The organism is Paenibacillus sp. FSL H7-0331 (genome assembly GCF_001956045.1).
Genome location: NZ_MRTH01000042.1, coordinates 1 through 16,329 on the forward strand (window position 1 = coordinate 1; position 16,329 = coordinate 16,329).

Here is a 16,329-nt window from a genome sequence, read left to right on the forward strand (position 1 = left end):
CAGGAAAACAGGATACCTTTCCTCGAAATGGAGGTAAGGTATCCTGTTTATAAGATTTGGACTTTTTCAGTGGCCTCCTTTGTTGGAGAGTCTCTTTTTATGCAGGCATAGGTGTATCCGTAGGCTTGGCATATCCTTTGTTGTATCGCGTATCAATATAATCACGGATTTCCTTTACCGATTTTCCATCTTTACTTAATTGAGCTGTAGTTAAAGCGATCTCCATACAAACTCCACACCGTGTACCGTGATCGTCCCACACAACACTTCCATCGGTTTTTACTTCCTTTATAAAACAATTCATATTACTTTTATGACCAGCCTCATCTCCACATCCACAGTAACAAGGAATCCATTTGAGCTTATCGATGCTTAGAGCGGCGATCTGATAAATTTTTTGAGTTTGCTCAGGCTGGTTATTAAGAAATTTGGGCAGGGTGTTGATCGAACTGGTCATTTCCTGCAGATCTCCATTGTGGGCTACTCCATGGGATGCAGCATGCTCAGGGGCGCTCTTGCTACACGCAGCCATGCTGATCATCGCTAGTAAAGTCAAAGAAATCTGGATTGCTTTAAATCTCATTATTTTCCTCCTAAACCTTTATATTAAGCAATGTATTATAAAAACATATGAAAATCAAGTTATCCGGCACCTCTACTCATGCAGCTTAACGTAACAGGCTTCCTTTACATTCGTACATGTAATAAGATATGAAGTAAAGGGGGCATTTCATTGACACTGCAGCAATTAAAGTATGTGATTGAGGTGGCTAATCAAGGCTCCATTAATGAAGCTGCCAAGAGATTATTTATTTCTCAACCGAGTCTTTCAAATGCGATTAAAGATCTCGAAAAAGAAATGCAGATTGCCATTTTTGAAAGATCCAATAAAGGGATTTCACTTTCGAAGGAAGGTGTCGAATTTTTAAGCTACGCGCGACAGGTTGTTGAGCAGGCTGAATTATTAGAAGGCCGTTATCTCGATGCCAAACCTTCCCCGCAGCACTTTTCCGTATCTACCCAGCATTACGCTTTCGCGGTCAATGCATTTGTAAATCTATGTCAGGAGCATGGTCAAGACGAATATGAATTTGCATTGCGTGAAACCAAAACCTACGAGATCATCGAGGACGTCAAAAGCTTACGCAGCGAAATTGGCATTTTATATCTGAATGAATTTAATGGAAAAGTCATCAATAAGCTGCTGAAAGAAGCTAATTTGCAATTTAACAGCTTATTTACCGCTAAACCGCATATTTTCATCAGCAGCAAAAATCCGCTGGCCCATCAATCCATCGTAACCATAGAGCAGCTGCAGCAATATCCGTATCTTTCCTTTGATCAGGGCGAGTACAATTCCTTTCATTTCTCCGAAGAAATTCTAAGCACACTCAGCCATAATAAAAGCATACGAGTGAATGATCGGGCGACGCTTTTCAATTTACTGATTGGGTTAAATGGGTACACCATATCGACAGGCGTGCTGAGCAAAGATTTGAATGGGAATGATATTATTCCTGTACCTTTGGATTGTGAGGAAGTCATTAATGTCGGTTGGATTTCTCATCGTAATGTTGCGTTGTCCAAGCTCGGCTATGCCTATATACAAGCGCTCCAACAGGTCATTTCCACATAGCAGCATTGTTATACCCTTAGACTTGTATACAAACGCACGCTCACAATGATCTCAAGAAAGAACATTCGGTGGCTGCTACAGCGCCGTTCTGCACTGACAAGTGCCTGACAACCTACGGAGATTGGAGGCTTAAGAATATGAACTTTATCGGCCTGGATATCGGCACCACATCGATATGCGGTATTATCATGGATGCAGAGAGTGGCAAGATACTTAATTCCATAACGAAAAGCAACAATGCTTCTATACATTCGATTCATCCCTGGGAATTCATTCAGGATCCAGGCGTGATCCTCAAGATCGTCTTCGAGATTTTGGATCAATTGACAAGCGGCGGTGTTCATGCAGCTGGTATAGGCTTAACCGGACAAATGCATGGCATCCTTTACGTGGATGACGCGGGTAACCACGTATCACCGCTGTATACGTGGCAGGATCAACGTGGGGATTTACCGATCAACGACCCCAGTGACGGTGAACCTTATGTGTCCCACTTATCGCGGATTACATCCATGCCTCTGGCGACGGGCTTTGGACTGGTGACCCATCATTATAATTTGCAGAACGGACTTATGCCGACAAATGCTGCCTTTATATGCACCATCGCAGACTATGTAGCTATGAAGTTAACAGGAGGGCGTAAGCCGCTTATGGATCCGACCAACGCTGCAAGCTTAGGTCTATTTAACCTCGAATTAATGGATTTCGAAGCCCATACGTTGGAAGCAGCAGGAATCGAGTGGAGGATGCTGCCGGAAGTAGTTCCTGCAGGCACCGTCATCGGACATTCACAAGCAGGGATACCCGTGACAGTTTCACTTGGAGACAATCAAGCCAGCTTTCTCGGATCCGTCATTTCGATCACGGACTCGGTGCTGTTGAATGTTGGAACCGGTTCACAAATTTCCATGTTTAGCAAACGCTTTCTTACGATAGAATCTCTTGATATTCGTCCATTCCCAGGCGGGGGATACCTGCTTGTTGGAGCTTCCCTAAGTGGCGGAAAATCCTATGCGCTGCTGGAAAGCTTTTTTCGTGAGGTCTGTGTACAGCTTGGCGGTTTGGAGGACCCAGGCAGTCTGTATGCAAGGATGAGTCAACTAGCAGAGAAGGCTGTCCTGGATAGAGAGCTTCGCGTCCAGACCCAGTTTTATGGCTCCAGATCCGATCCTAATAAGAGAGGGTCCATTGAAGGTATTGACTCACTGAACTTCACACCTGGTCATCTCATCATCGGTGTAATCGATGGGATCATTGCGGAGCTTTACCAGTTTTATACTTCGTTCCCGAACGAGCGCAAGCAGCAGTTCAAAACTCTTATCGGGTCCGGCAATGGAATTCGAAATAATGCTACATTACGCCAAAGGCTGTCCACGACCTTTAACCTACCGCTACAAATAGCGGCTCATCCGGAGGAGGCGGCGTATGGCGCCAGTTTGTGTGCGTCCGTGGGGTGTTCGGTATTCCCGGACTTTCACCATATTTGCTTTCATTGAACCCGTGATAATAGCATTCTGTGAACTGCAATATCCCGTCTATCGTGGCGGGATTTCAAGCATTAAGAAATGAGAAGCTTTGAATAATTCTGAGGTTCGTTTTTGTATATGGTATTGAAGCTATTGGATATTCCAGATAGATTCGTGGCATTCGCACGTTGAAGTGTATGGTCTGTTGTGATACACTACATACGATAGCAAGCAACGATAGATGTAACCTGTCAGCAGAGGTGAACGTAAATGGATTTTGTTTGGAAGTCGGAACAGTTTCTGATAGATCCCTCCCGTCCGCTATATGAACAATTCGTAGAGCAGATTCGCGCTTTGATTGTGCGTGGTGTACTGGCTCCTGGTACTCGGATGCCTTCAGTACGGGAACTCGCAGCGAATATCCGTGTCAATCCGACGACTGTAATGAAGACGTATCAGGAGCTCGAAAGAGCCAGACTCATCGTTACGTTTCGTGGACAGGGAACCTATGTGACCACCGACAATGAAGCCATTAGAGAAAGTAAAAGGACGATCGTCAAGGAAGCCATGAAGCATCTGCGGGAGATCGCAGAATCACTTGATCTGACCGTTGACCAACTGCTTGAACTGGCACAAGAGAAGGAGGAGTAATCATATGACGAATGATACTGGCACCTCAATAGCCTTGGAGTGCAGGCAGATAACGATGAAAGTAAGAAAAAAGGAGATTTTAAATGAGGTTACGTTTTCTTTAGAAAAGGGACGTATTGCCGGATTGCTGGGCCCAAATGGTGCAGGCAAATCAACCCTGCTCAGTATTTGCTCCGGATTAATGGAACCTACAAGCGGATCAGTTCGGATCTTTGGTCAGCCAGCAGGCATAGAAACCTTGCGTTCCATCGCAGTACTGCCGGACCGGGGGAAATTGCCCGGATGGTTGACGGCTGGGGAATGGCTAGCTTTTGCTGGTCAGCTCTACCCGGATTGGGATTTCGAAAGGGAGGAGCAGTTGGTTCAGTCATTACGAATCAACTTGGGAACACGGATATCCGCCCAATCCCGCGGGGAGGAAGCTCGACTGCAGCTTATCAGCTGTCTGGCTCGCACCTCACCTCTTGTCCTGCTTGATGAACCGTTCACCGGTGTGGATATGATTTCACGGGAGCAGATCGCTTCATCGGTTGTTGCAGATTTGGCAGACGGAGAACGGACCTTTCTCATTGCAACTCATGATATACGCGAAATGGAGCAGTTATTCGATCGGATTATTTTGATCGGAAATGGCCGTGTTGTGGCCGACAATGAGGTCGATAGCTTAAGGGAACAAGGAACCTCCGTAGAATCCCGTTATAGGGAAGTGTTCTCATGAAAAGTGTATGGACACTTGCAAAGCTTGAGCTCAGTAGGTATAGCACTTACCTGCCAGGAACATCGCAAAGCAATTACACACGCATCGGCCTGATCTTCCTCCTGCTGCTTGCAGCCAGCATGGCATGGTCACGTGGGGACATGAACGTCAGCAGCTTATATGCAACGGGTTTCATCGTGTTCGTGGAGACGATGCTAATCATCATGGTATGGGAGGCACTGAACGGAGGCCGAGCCGGAAGAGACCAGCAGTGGTGGCTGCTGCTGCCTTATTCAAGGCGGACGCTTGTTCTTGGCAAGGCTCTTGGCTTTGTGTGCCTGGGACTTTATCTCATTCTATTCATGCTTCTGCTCTGTACCGTCCATTACGCGTTATTCGTCTTATGGGGAAGCGTACCCTATGCAGAAGCAAGCATCTTATGGCAAACGGCAGGTACCGCAGGATGGGTAGCTCTCGCTATACTCCCCGTCTTGAGCGGTATCGGTTTGCTCATGTCCGTGTTTCAGATGTGGTGGGCTCGCATCGGAACCGTGATTGTCTTCATCTATATTTCGATGCCGCTGCTTATCTTTTCGCTCCTGGCTGGCAGCTCCGCTACGATTGATTTTCAATACACGCTGCCGAAGTTACAAACGGTATGGCTGTTGGTGGTTGCAGGATGGACGTTCTCTTGCACGGCTGTATGGCTTTCAAGCACGATAGGCATGAAGCAGCTTGCGAAGCTTCGTTTTCATGGCTATCCGGTTGTATCATCCCCGGAATTGCAGGTTCCACAGATAGTGGTGCCATCACAGGTAACGAATCGACGTTCGGGTGCTTTCTGGGCTTTGGTTGCCATGGAGAAACGACGGTATGACTGGATCAGTCGCCATGCACCGAGGCGCATACGCTGGGTCGTGTATGCACTGTTGGCCCTCATTGCCATCTTTGGCTATCAGAATAGTGGCAGCCTGACGGATTTGATCTTCTTTCAGTCGACCTTGACCATGTTCAGCTACATGGGTATTGTTGTGTATGGGTTGAATAAAAATGCGGATTTCAGAAAAGGATTTGCCCAATGGTGGCTGGCATTTCCACATTCTCGTTATGTATTGCTTGGCAGCCGAATATTTGCTTATTTAACGTCGATGTTAACCTATTGGTTACTGGCCATGTTAAGTGCAGGTATAGGACTCGCTTTGCGGCAATGGTTGAATCCAATGTCGGGGACGGATCTTCTCATCGCAGGAAAATATATCGCAGAAAATGTGGTACTCATGATTCCGCTTGCTGTTTTTTACGTGTTAGCTGTACAAATCATGCCAGCCGTTAATAAGTATCCGCTTCTCATAATTTTTCTGGTTCCGTTATTAGCAAGTTACGGCTACTGCATTCAGCTGCCTAATCTATGGGTTATGCCGGATCGTTTATCAGGGCTTGCTCTGCGCGATGGTCCTGCTCCAGACTTCCTCAAGCACCTGACCTTGCTTTACGGAATTGGCATTCCAGCAGCTCTGATCGGCTTCGGGCTCGGTGGGAAGTATTTAAATAGATACGCGATGATGAGGAATTCGATCTGGTTCCGAAGCCTTCGCGGGAAAGAACATTAACGCCACAGACAGATAGATAGCATCCAAAATTGTCGGATGTATGAATTTTTCTTATTCACTCTTACATTGGCTCAGCTATGAATGGTTAAAACAGGCAAGTAGACGTATAATACGTATAGTGACATCCAATGTTACTACAATTGTAAGGGTAATAATTTAAATACTATTTATCTACTAGGTTAGGTGGAATCACTATGAAAACAATAGTCGTTGTTGGTGGTGGCATTACCGGGTTATCCACTGCCTATTATCTTCAAAAGACGATAATAGCCCAGAAGCGGGCGGCAAAAATTGTGCTGGTGGAAGCGAATGATACCTTGGGTGGTAAAATCAGAACCGCTCATGAGGGTGAATTTATAATGGAGACGGGAGCGGATTCGATTGTCGCCCGTAAAACGAATGTAGCTCCATTTCTGGAAGAGCTGGGCTTACAGGAGGACGTTGTGTATAACGCAACAGGAGTCTCTTTTATTCATACAGATGGCGAATTGAAAGCCATTCCGAAGGATGCAGTTTTCGGTATCCCGCTCAGTTTGGAATCATTGGCCAAGACGGATCTGATTTCAGCGCAGGGAAAGGTAGAAGCCTTAAAAGACTTCTACACACCGAATGAAACCTTTACCAAGGAGCATTCAATTGGGGAATTCCTGGAGTATTTTCTGGGTAAGGAGCTAGTAGAAAAACAAATTTCTCCAGTATTGTCCGGTGTGTATTCCGGTCGGCTTCAGGATTTAACTATTGCATCGACGCTTCCTTATTTACTGGATTATAAAAATGAATACGGCAGCATCATTCAAGGCTTATCGGAGAACAAGCAGCGTTTTCAGGGGACTGGTGGCAAGAAATTTTTGTCGTTCAAGCAGGGTGTGTCTTCGTTAATTGATAGGATGGAAGAACGGCTAACGGATGTTGAGCTATATAAAGGCGTGCAGGCTGAACAAATTGAGAAGCAGCAGGATCGGTATATCGTTTCTTTGTCCAATCAGATTGAGCTGGAAGCGGATTTCATCGTATTGAGCACACTGCATCCGGTGGCACAGCACCTTCTCCATAATGAGAGGCTGGATGAGGATTTCGAGCAATTGACCAACAGCTCTCTCATCAGTGTCTATCTGGGATTTGACATTCCGGACAGCGAGCTGCCCAAGGACGGGACAGGCTTCATCGTCGCAGAAGGTAGTGATCTGGTATGTAATGCCTGTACGTGGACCAGCCGCAAATGGGAGCATACCTCAGAGCAGAACCGTTTACTGGTAAGACTTTTTTATAAAAGCACCTGTCGTGATTATGAAAAGCTTCTACAAATGACACAGGAACAATTAATCCAGATAGCGCGAAAAGATATCGAAGACAGTCTTGGCCTTACAGGTACACCGATTTCATCTGATATTACCAAATGGCATGAAACCATGCCCAACTATCATTTGAAGCACCCGCATATTGTGAAATCGTTGGAAACCAAACTAGCGGAGAACTATCCTAATGTTATTTTGGCCGGGTGCTCCTATTATGGGGTAGGTATTCCCGATTGCATTCAGAACGGAGAACAGACTGCGCAAAGGATTGCCGAACGCTTGTGAGGAATAATCGAACAGGCTGCATTTACAAATAAATCAGCACATTTAAAAAACCTTCCCTTTCAGGAAGGTTTTTTGTTGATGCCAGATCTCTACGCTGCTTGATTTACAACTTTAGCGGCTCTCGATTTCCTGAACGTGACCAAGGAATAGATGAGCAAGGCAAGCCAGATAAACGAAAAAGCTATCAATTGAGGTTCAGTAAACGGCTCGTGAAATACAAAAATAGCTAACAGCAGGCTTGTTGTCGGAGCAATATATTGGATGAAGCCGACCATCGAAAGTGGAAGCAGCTTGGCTGCCTGAGCAAACCAGAATAACGGTAAGGCGGTTGCTGCTCCCGATAATAGAAGAAGCACAATCGAATAGCTGGGTAAAGAAGAGACTGTGGCTGAACCGGCTGATTGAATGTACAATAAATAAATGAACGCAATAGGGAAAACAACGATGGTTTCCCAAGTGAGACCCAGCAAAACATCCAGGCCCGCTATCTTTTTGGCAAGTCCATACAGCGCAAAAGAGACAGCCAAGGAAATCGCTACCCAAGGAATCGTTCCGTATTGAATGGCCATTATCAACACACCGAAGCCCGCCAGCAGGATTGCCACCCATTGACCGGCTGAAAGTCGTTCTTTCAAGAAAATGACGGCGAACACAACGCTTATCAACGGATTCATATAATAGCCTAAGCTCGTCTCGATCACATGTCCATTATTGACTGCCCATATGAATAAAAACCAGTTGCAGCTTATGAATATGGAGCAAAGCAAGACGGCTACTTTACTTTTTAGGTTGGGCACAGCCGATTTTAGCTGCTTCCATCGTTTCGCTGCACTGACCAGAATAGCTACAAAAACTAATGACCATACAATTCGATGAGCAAGAATCTCCCAAGCTGGCATGGATTGGAAGAGACGCCAATATAGCGGCAAAAAGCCCCACGAAAGATAAGCCAATACACTATAAATAACTCCTTTTTTCATGAATACAAGACTCCTTTTTCAAAAGTAAGTTTCAGTGTAACAAATTTACCCCAATAATGTAACCCTACCCGAGTAATCTACTCCAAAATGGGAGCAATGTTTGTTTAAAATAAAATTTTCAATGGATACTTCCTATACCGTAATGGTAAAGTAAAAGATAGGCAGTACATAAGGACTATTTAGTCAGGAGTGTTGAACGATTATGAAACAGAACCAATATGATGACCACGATTTTTTTGATAAATATAGTCAGATGCCTCGTTCAATCGGTGGATTACAGGCCGCGGGGGAATGGCCCGCACTCCGTGCGATGCTTCCCGAACTACTCGATAAAAGAGTTCTTGATCTTGGCTGCGGCTATGGATGGCATTGCCGATATGCGCGCGAGCAGTCAGCCAGGTCAGTGATAGGTGTAGATCTATCAGAGAAAATGTTAGCACGCGCCAAAGATAATACTAACGATTCCGCGATCGTATACCGTCGGCTGGCAATTGAAGATATCGACTTTGCCGCAGAGGAATTCGATGTTGTGCTAAGCTCACTGGCACTACATTATGTGGAGTCATTTGATAGCGTTTGCCGTAAAGTATATCATTGTCTCGTATCCGGAGGCACATTCGTGCTTTCGGTTGAACATCCGGTGTTTACCGCACTTGCTGCACAAGATTGGTTTTATGGTTCTGAAGGCGAACGCTTGCATTGGCCTATCGATCATTACCAGAATGAAGGTCTGCGGCAGGCAAGATTTTTGGATACCGATGTTGTCAAATATCATCGCACGATCGCCACGTATATGAATACGTTAATAGATTCCGGTTTCACCATTACGAGGCTTTCTGAGCCACAACCAACACAAGAAACACTTGCCAAATATCCCGAAATGCGAGACGAAACCCGCCGTCCCATTTTCCTCTTGATTGCAGCGGTCAAGAATTAGAGAAGTGCCAATCTATGGAATCCAAAAAGAAGGGTGAACAAAGTGCGCGATAAAGAAATCGACGCTGAGATTGAGCAACGGGGTTCGGTGGACGATAGGAATGAACCCGGTATAATGAGCGGATTCGAGATGCGAGAGGAACAGTTTCTGGTCGGTCGGAATGGGCAGCATGAGCGCTTTAACGCCTATTTGACGGGACAAAGTAATTCTGGTCAATCCATCTGGAACATTTACGGAACAGCGGGTGTGGGCAAAAGCTTTCTGCTCGATTCATTTTGCCGAAAAACACGGCTTGCAGGCATCCCGATGCTGCACCTGGACAGCCGTGATTTCAATCATAAAGGCGAGCAGTTGTTTCGTCAGCTGCTGGATCAGCTAATACTGCTGAAGCAGGACGATGAACATGGCTTACAGCAGCAGCCGCTGGAATCTTGTTTGACCCTGCTGAAGCTGCTGTCTCAGAGGACTCGCGTGGTGCTGGCCTTTGATACGTATGAGGAAATGGGAGAGCTGGACGGCTTGCTGCGTGAACGGTTATTCAAGCGGCTGCCTGACAATGTGCTGCTCATTCTTGCCGGCCGCTATAAACTCAGTGACCAATGGATCTTGTCCCCTGCTCTGAGAGAACAGATTCACTATATGCCGCTCGGGAACTTAACTGACAGCGAAAGCGAGTCATACCTTCGATGCTCCGGTATTATAGAAGATCATAGAATTACGCGAATTCAAAGGAAAACCGGAGGGCATCCCCTTGCCCTGTCCCTCGCGGCCGCGGTGCCCCTGCAAGACGAATGGGCAGCTCCCCCAACCGACGATACAGGTTGGTTTGACCTTCTGGTCAAGGCTTGGCTTCGTGAGGTTCCAGATGTGAAACTTCGTCGCATGGTTGAAGCGGCAGCCATACTGCTTCATGTTAACCGGGAAGTGCTAACCTTCATTATGGAGGAAGAGGTCGACGATCTATTGTTCGATGCGCTGATTTCCTTGTCCTTTGTACGTAAAACGGGGCGTGGCTGGATGCTGCACGATCTGATGCGGATAGCCGCGCGCAAGCAGCTGGAGGAGCGCACACCAGAATATTTTCACCGACTGATGGGCAGAGCTGCATACTATTATGCTGATTTGATCAGGCAAATCTCAGGCTCCCGCAGCACAGAGTGGGAGGTAGGGGAACTGTTCTACTATACAACTGGCAATATCATGGTACGTGCTTTGATTCAGTCATCTTCCAGAGGTCAGTATGCTTGGGAATCGTTGACGATGGCCAATATCGGGGAAGGGGAAGCTTACCTACGAAGTAGATTGGAAGCAGCGACACCTCTATCTTTCTCGGGGGCAGATCCCGAGACGGAACAGACATATCATGAATTTGTAGCCAAGGAAGATATGAAGCTGACGATCAAGGGTATTGATCTGCATACTTTGGTCCGGCTGGATCGGCAGGGCGTCATGCTGCTTCGCTCAGGAAGCGGTGAAGCCGTCGGACTGGCCTCCATGATCCCGATCCATTCGGAGACACTGCCCTACTTGAAAACCGACCCGTTTTCCGCTCCGTATCTATCTTCTCTATCAACGGAGGAATTGAAGCTGCTGGCGGTCGATCCACCTGGTCAATCGGGATGGTTCATCCGAACCATTGACTACAAGGACTGGAAAAATGTCAATCTGATCATCGAAGCGATGTATTTGATTTTTTCCTATTTATGCTCGGGCGGACTTTTTATCGCTTCTCCGCCTCCACTGGAATTTTTTCAGGGGGCTCACTTGAGTATGGGCTTTAAAATTGCACCCGGCGTTGTTCATCGGCATTATGATGGCAGAACGTTGACGCCGACATTCGTACTCGATACGAGGGGAGAGAAGCTGGAAGCATTCCTTCGATTTCTGCTTAAGCAGGGAGGGTATTCCAGTCTTGCACCGAGCTTGCCGACGGGTTTGCTTGAGCGGCTGACGAAGCGGGAACGCGAGGTCGTTCTGCTCGCAATAGATGGTCAAACCAATGGAGAAATTGCCAAAACCCTCTATGTAAGTGAGATCACGGTGAAAAAGCATGTCAGTTCGATATTCGTCAAGCTGGCAGTGAAAAACCGCAATCAATTAATTAAGCTTTTTACCAGTAAACCCTGAGGACTTATCTATTCCGGCTCACACCTTTAAGTGGTGTGGGCTTTTTACATATATGAGACCAATACCATACGAACGTATAATATCCAACTCCAGCGCTCCCTGTTATATTAGTTTCATGAATAGGCTGTAGGGTGTTGACGGCCGTAGAAAGGAGACAAGGCGATAGGGTGCATTCGGATGATCGAACGATCAATAATCGACTGATCGGCAGTGGAACACCGTTTCATCATCGTCATCATTTAGGCAAAAGATCTTATTTCATGCGGCTATGGCCCAATCAAGCAGGGGGAAGATAGGTATGGGAATCAAATTCATCAAGGTATCTGTTGTTTATTTTGTCATCGGTATTCTTCTGGGTATGTATATGTCGATGGCTAACCAGCATGTATTCGCGAGTGTGCACGCACATATCAATCTGCTGGGCTGGCTGTCGTTTGCGGTGTCTGGTATTATCTACCATTTGTTTCCAAGGGTGGGATTCAGCCGTTTGTCCATCGTACATTTCTGGATGCACAATATTGGAATTGGACTGCCACCGATGATGCTGGGATTGTTTCTGTTGCTTAGCGGAGCCGAATCATACGAGTTCCTGATTCCGATTGGCGCAATTCTGGTTGTACTTAGTGTCATCGTGTTCGCGGTTAATGTACTGATCCATATCCGATCGTCAGAAGGGTAAAAATCGTATTCCTTATCTGTGATAGACTCCTTATTTTGATCGATATAGCAATAGTTTACATAGAGAAGTTTAGTATCATGCAGTCATGATAATAAACTTCTCTATTTCAATGTTAATACGAATATATGACCTATTTCACTGAAATGGAGAAAATGAATGGCCTAACCTCCTGTTCATAGCCACTTTTAAGCTTGACGGGGTGAAGCATTACACATACATTAAATAGGTACCTATTTAACCTGAAAAGAAGGTCATTCCATATGGAAGTCTGGAAACGCAATTTATACATCTTATGGACCGGGAACTTTTTAACTGCGGTTGGCATTGGTATGATTATCCCTTTTTTGCCTCTTTATGTGCAAGATCTTGGTGTACATGATGTGAAACAGGCCGCTCTATGGGCCGCTATGATTTTCGGGATCAATCACCTGATGATCGCGCTCATATCTCCCTTGTGGGGCAGGTTTTCAGATACATATGGGCAAAAGCTGGTTATGGTAATAACCAGTATAGGCTCGGCCGTTATCATTGCGGCTATGGGTCTTGTCGATACTCCCTTACAGCTGCTTCTGCTCCGCGCCGCTTTTGGGACGATGGGCGGTTATCCAACCTCCTCTGTAGCCTTATTGGCCATAGAAGCTCCCAAGCAACAGGTGGGTAACGCTTTAGGCACACTGCAAACCGGACAAGTCACCGGTCAATTGTTAGGGCCGCTGATTGGCGGCGTGCTGGCTGAGTGGTTGGGGATACGCGATTCCTTTTTTATTACTGGCTTCTTTATATTCCTGGCTGCGCTGCTGACGGTATTTGGAGTGAAGGAGACGAATACATACCCTAAATTCAAGTTCAAAAGCTTGTTAAGGCTGAGTAACCCGTTTAAATCCAGAATTCGTCAACAGGAGGTTCCAGATAAGAAAGCATGGCATGATATTTTTGTGCAATCTCCACTTATTATCACGCTATTTATTTCTACATTCCTGATCTCTATAAGCTTTGCGAGCATTAGTCCGATGATTTCGTTGTATGTAAAAAGCATGAATATCGTGGATCACATTGAAATTATGGCTGGTCTCATATTTGCATCTACGGCTTTAGGCACGATGATCACGGCACCGCTGCTCGGAAGAATGGGAGATCGACATGGTCATACTATCATCCTGCTCGTATCACTCATTCTGATTGCCATTCTGCATATTCCTCAAGGGTTAGTCACCAATGCCTGGGTGCTCGTGGGCATACGGTTTATTACCGGGTTATGTATCGGTGGTGTGATTCCATCTATTAGTTCCCTGCTGCGCAAATTGACCCCAACTCCTGTTCAAGGCAGCGTATTTGCCTATAATGCTAGTGCTGGATCATTGGGAAACTTGTCAGGAGCGATATTCGGAGGACTTGTGGCAAGCAGCTTTGGCATTTCTCTGGTGTTTTATGTTATTGCCGGAGTTTTCTTCGTACATTTCCTGATGATAGCTGTTCAGTTCAAGAGGTTCAGAAGAGCGGAGCAGGAGCAGGATGTATCCTAAGATATTAGGTAAATAAAATATAATATCAAAGGTTTGACTTCTCATCCGTACTTCAACATAAGTAGAGTCTTATAGAAACCCGCGCCCAGCGCGGGTTTTTTAGTTTATGTTGTTTAGGTAATGGAGGGCATGCAAATGATAAATATCGGACAAGCCGAATGTACTTAACCCTTTTTAGGGTGGAACAAAAGTGTGATATCGGTTCATTTTTTGTTCGATTGTTGTATTTAAAAGTCTTACGCATTTTTTTACAATTACTAGTGTAATCAGAAACCAAAGGGTACAAAGCGGAAAGGAGCAATCAACAAATGGTGAAGAAAATTCAAGTGACGGTTTGGAATGAATTTTGGCATGAGCAATACCAGGATAACATTAAAGAGGTTTATCCTGACGGTATTCACCGTGTAATTGCAGGGCATTTGGAGATGCAGCCGGACATGGAGGTGAGAACGGCAACGCTTTATGATGCGGAATGTGGTCTATCAGACGAGATCATAGAGCAGACGGATGTATTGATCTGGTGGTCGCACATGAAGCATGACGAAGTACCGGATGAATGGGTAGACAAATTGTACAAACGCGCTATTGCGGGTATGGGAACGATTTTCTTGCATTCTTCCTCAGGTTCGAAGCTGTTCAAACGGCTGTTGGGAGCGGTAGGGGGCCATAAGTGGAGAGAAGCACATGAAAAGGAGCGGCTGTGGGTTCTAAAGCCGGGGCATCCGATTGTCGATGGTATCGGTGAATGTTTTGAACTGCAGGAAGAGGAAATGTATGGTGAATATTGGGATATTCCCGAGCCTGACGAATTAGTGCTTGCTAGTTGGTTCGAAGGTGGTGAGATTGCACGCAGTGGGATTACATATACTCGGGGCAAGGGTCGGTTATTTTATTTCAGGCCAGGTCATGAAGAGTATCCGACCTATTATAACGCGAATGTTATGCGGATCATTGAGAACGGGACGCGATGGGCGGCACCACTAGCTTCATCTCCAACGATTACTAGCGGTAATGTCAATTCAATTGAACCAATCGCTGGCTTCTTGCGTGACGGTCGTGGAAATCGGATCGACTGATCGGTTTCAAACTGAAACCATTAAGCGCAGTTCAATTCGGAAGGAGAACATAGATCATGTCTACCGAACGCGATGGGAAAGCCAAATCAACCGTTTTTCCTGTCCTGTTTGCCATAAGCATTGCCCACCTGATCAATGATTCGTTACAAGCTGTTATTCCTGCCTCATATCCAATATTGCGGGACTCCTTGCATTTATCTTATACACAGCTCGGTATGATTACGTTCATTCTTTATTTTTCCTCCTCAGTTATGCAGCCTTTCGTAGGAGCATTCGCAGATGCGCGGCCTACGCCATATATGCTTCCTGCAGGCATGCTGTTATCGTTTCTTGGCATGCTGGGGCTCGCCTTTGCTCCGGGTTATATGACGGTACTTGGCTCCGTTGTCCTCGTAGGGATCGCCTCTGCGGTATTCCACCCCGAAGGGGCACGGATTGCCTATCTCACTGCGGGCTCCAGAAGAGGTCTGGCGCAATCGATCTTCCAGGTGGGAGGAAATGCCGGAAGTGCAATGGCTCCGCTGATGACCGCGCTAATCTTTTATCCGTTTGGACAGTTCGGTGCCATATGGTTTACGATAGTTGCCGCTTTGGGAGTCGTTTTGCAGACTTGGGTGGCACGTTGGTACAAGGGACACTTGATGACATCCCGGCAAATGACGAAAAACAAAACTGCCGGACAGGAGGAATTAAAATATCAGAAAAGGGTTATTGGTGCGATCGTAGTCATCATTCTGATCGCATTTGCGCGATCGTTATTCGGTTCCAGTATCGGAACCTACTTCGTATTCTACCTGATGGAGAACTACAAGCTTTCGATACCCGAGGCGCAGATCTACATCTTTCTCTATATGGGGGCTGGCATATTAGGTACGTTCTTTGGCGGACCGCTGTCGGATCGCATTGGCCGGAAAAATGTCATATTGCTATCGGTGCTCGGCGCCTCGCCGTTTGCCCTCTTGCTGCCCCACGCTGGAGAGCTCTGGACATATCCACTTCTCGTTATATTGGGGCTTATTAATCACAGCAGCTTCTCTGTTACCGTCGTTTATGTCCAAGAGCTGATGCCTGGCAAGGTAGGTATGGTTTCAGGACTAATCACGGGTCTGGCATTCGGTATGGGTGCGATTGGAACCGTTGTTGTAGGCGGATTGATCGATTTGACCAGCTTGTCGATTGTTATTACCCTGTGTTCGTTTATGCCATTGTTCGGGTTTATTGGCTTGCTGCTCCCGTCCGACAAAACGATCCGTGGTCGGTTGGAGCAGAAGAAAGATAAGGATGAAATGACTACCGGAGTGTAATCGCTGTTGATTCCCGTTCACTTAAATTGAGTTCACGATATGAGCATTGGAGGAGTAATTGAA

Annotated in this window: 14 protein-coding genes; 12 read left to right on the forward strand and 2 right to left on the reverse strand. The window is 46.2% G+C overall.

From position 1 onward, the window contains the following. Positions 1–97: 97 nt before the first annotated feature. On the reverse strand, positions 98–583 hold the full coding sequence (locus tag BK127_RS34920) for a PCYCGC motif-containing (lipo)protein (RefSeq protein ID WP_076237058.1): 486 nt from the start codon (positions 581–583) through the stop codon (positions 98–100). A 150-nt stretch (positions 584–733) separates the two neighbouring features. Between BK127_RS34920 and BK127_RS34925 the strand changes: the two genes are divergently transcribed. The 6 genes from BK127_RS34925 to BK127_RS34950 all read left to right on the forward strand — a co-directional run bounded on the left by BK127_RS34925 (position 734) and on the right by BK127_RS34950 (position 7,640). Continuing rightward, positions 734–1,636 (forward strand): LysR family transcriptional regulator, encoded by a 903-nt coding sequence (locus tag BK127_RS34925; protein ID WP_076237060.1) that lies wholly within the window; start codon positions 734–736, stop codon positions 1,634–1,636. 137 nt (positions 1,637–1,773) lie between these two features. After that, complete coding sequence (locus BK127_RS34930; protein WP_076237063.1) at positions 1,774–3,132, forward strand: sedoheptulokinase; 1,359 nt, start codon at positions 1,774–1,776, stop codon at positions 3,130–3,132. A 240-nt stretch (positions 3,133–3,372) separates the two neighbouring features. Continuing rightward, on the forward strand, positions 3,373–3,753 hold the full coding sequence (locus BK127_RS34935) for a GntR family transcriptional regulator (RefSeq protein WP_076237066.1): 381 nt from the start codon (positions 3,373–3,375) through the stop codon (positions 3,751–3,753). Positions 3,754–3,757: 4 nt separating this feature from the next. Next, a complete protein-coding gene (locus BK127_RS34940; protein WP_144026659.1) occupies positions 3,758–4,471 on the forward strand; it encodes an ABC transporter ATP-binding protein in 714 nt (237 codons plus the stop codon). Continuing rightward, complete coding sequence (locus tag BK127_RS34945; protein WP_076237068.1) at positions 4,468–6,060, forward strand: ABC-2 transporter permease; 1,593 nt, start codon at positions 4,468–4,470, stop codon at positions 6,058–6,060. The genes BK127_RS34940 and BK127_RS34945 overlap by 4 nt, the downstream gene beginning before the upstream one ends. Positions 6,061–6,254: 194 nt before the next feature. Beyond that, on the forward strand, positions 6,255–7,640 hold the full coding sequence (locus tag BK127_RS34950; protein ID WP_076237071.1) for a protoporphyrinogen oxidase: 1,386 nt from the start codon (positions 6,255–6,257) through the stop codon (positions 7,638–7,640). 89 nt (positions 7,641–7,729) lie between these two features. Here the strand turns inward: BK127_RS34950 and rarD are convergent, their stop codons facing one another. After that, complete coding sequence (gene rarD / locus BK127_RS34955; RefSeq protein WP_076237073.1) at positions 7,730–8,620, reverse strand: EamA family transporter RarD; 891 nt, start codon at positions 8,618–8,620, stop codon at positions 7,730–7,732. A 202-nt stretch (positions 8,621–8,822) separates the two neighbouring features. Here rarD and BK127_RS34960 point away from each other — a divergent pair, with 202 nt between their 5' ends. From BK127_RS34960 to BK127_RS34985, 6 genes are all read left to right on the forward strand, one after another. After that, positions 8,823–9,557: a class I SAM-dependent methyltransferase gene (locus tag BK127_RS34960; RefSeq protein ID WP_076237075.1), complete on the forward strand. Its 735-nt coding sequence runs from the start codon at positions 8,823–8,825 to the stop codon at positions 9,555–9,557. A 33-nt stretch (positions 9,558–9,590) separates the two neighbouring features. Then, positions 9,591–11,684: a helix-turn-helix transcriptional regulator gene (locus BK127_RS45615; RefSeq protein ID WP_179097717.1), complete on the forward strand. Its 2,094-nt coding sequence runs from the start codon at positions 9,591–9,593 to the stop codon at positions 11,682–11,684. Between the two features lie 298 nt (positions 11,685–11,982). Further along, entirely contained in the window at positions 11,983–12,363 is a 381-nt protein-coding gene (locus BK127_RS34970) for a cytochrome-c oxidase (RefSeq protein WP_076237077.1), read from the forward strand. A gap of 260 nt (positions 12,364–12,623) precedes the next feature. Further along, positions 12,624–13,886, forward strand: coding sequence for an MFS transporter (locus tag BK127_RS34975; protein WP_076237079.1), 1,263 nt, complete (start codon positions 12,624–12,626; stop codon positions 13,884–13,886). 308 nt (positions 13,887–14,194) lie between these two features. Beyond that, entirely contained in the window at positions 14,195–14,962 is a 768-nt protein-coding gene (locus BK127_RS34980) for a ThuA domain-containing protein (protein ID WP_076237081.1), read from the forward strand. 56 nt (positions 14,963–15,018) lie between these two features. Continuing rightward, positions 15,019–16,266: an MFS transporter gene (locus BK127_RS34985; protein ID WP_076237083.1), complete on the forward strand. Its 1,248-nt coding sequence runs from the start codon at positions 15,019–15,021 to the stop codon at positions 16,264–16,266. The last annotated feature ends 63 nt before the right edge of the window (positions 16,267–16,329 follow it).

Excerpts from the sequence above, each read along its gene's own strand:
- BK127_RS34920 (WP_076237058.1), bottom strand. The coding sequence starts at position 583 with ATGAGATTTAAAGCAATCCAGATTTCTTTGACTTTACTAGCGATGATC.
- BK127_RS34930 (WP_076237063.1), top strand. The coding sequence starts at position 1,774 with ATGAACTTTATCGGCCTGGATATCGGCACCACATCGATATGCGGTATT.
- BK127_RS34935 (WP_076237066.1), top strand. The coding sequence starts at position 3,373 with ATGGATTTTGTTTGGAAGTCGGAACAGTTTCTGATAGATCCCTCCCGT.
- BK127_RS34940 (WP_144026659.1), top strand. The coding sequence starts at position 3,758 with ATGACGAATGATACTGGCACCTCAATAGCCTTGGAGTGCAGGCAGATA.
- BK127_RS34945 (WP_076237068.1), top strand. The coding sequence starts at position 4,468 with ATGAAAAGTGTATGGACACTTGCAAAGCTTGAGCTCAGTAGGTATAGC.
- BK127_RS34950 (WP_076237071.1), top strand. The coding sequence starts at position 6,255 with ATGAAAACAATAGTCGTTGTTGGTGGTGGCATTACCGGGTTATCCACT.
- rarD (WP_076237073.1), bottom strand. The coding sequence starts at position 8,620 with ATGAAAAAAGGAGTTATTTATAGTGTATTGGCTTATCTTTCGTGGGGC.
- BK127_RS34960 (WP_076237075.1), top strand. The coding sequence starts at position 8,823 with ATGAAACAGAACCAATATGATGACCACGATTTTTTTGATAAATATAGT.
- BK127_RS34970 (WP_076237077.1), top strand. The coding sequence starts at position 11,983 with ATGGGAATCAAATTCATCAAGGTATCTGTTGTTTATTTTGTCATCGGT.
- BK127_RS34975 (WP_076237079.1), top strand. The coding sequence starts at position 12,624 with ATGGAAGTCTGGAAACGCAATTTATACATCTTATGGACCGGGAACTTT.
- BK127_RS34980 (WP_076237081.1), top strand. The coding sequence starts at position 14,195 with ATGGTGAAGAAAATTCAAGTGACGGTTTGGAATGAATTTTGGCATGAG.
- BK127_RS34985 (WP_076237083.1), top strand. The coding sequence starts at position 15,019 with ATGTCTACCGAACGCGATGGGAAAGCCAAATCAACCGTTTTTCCTGTC.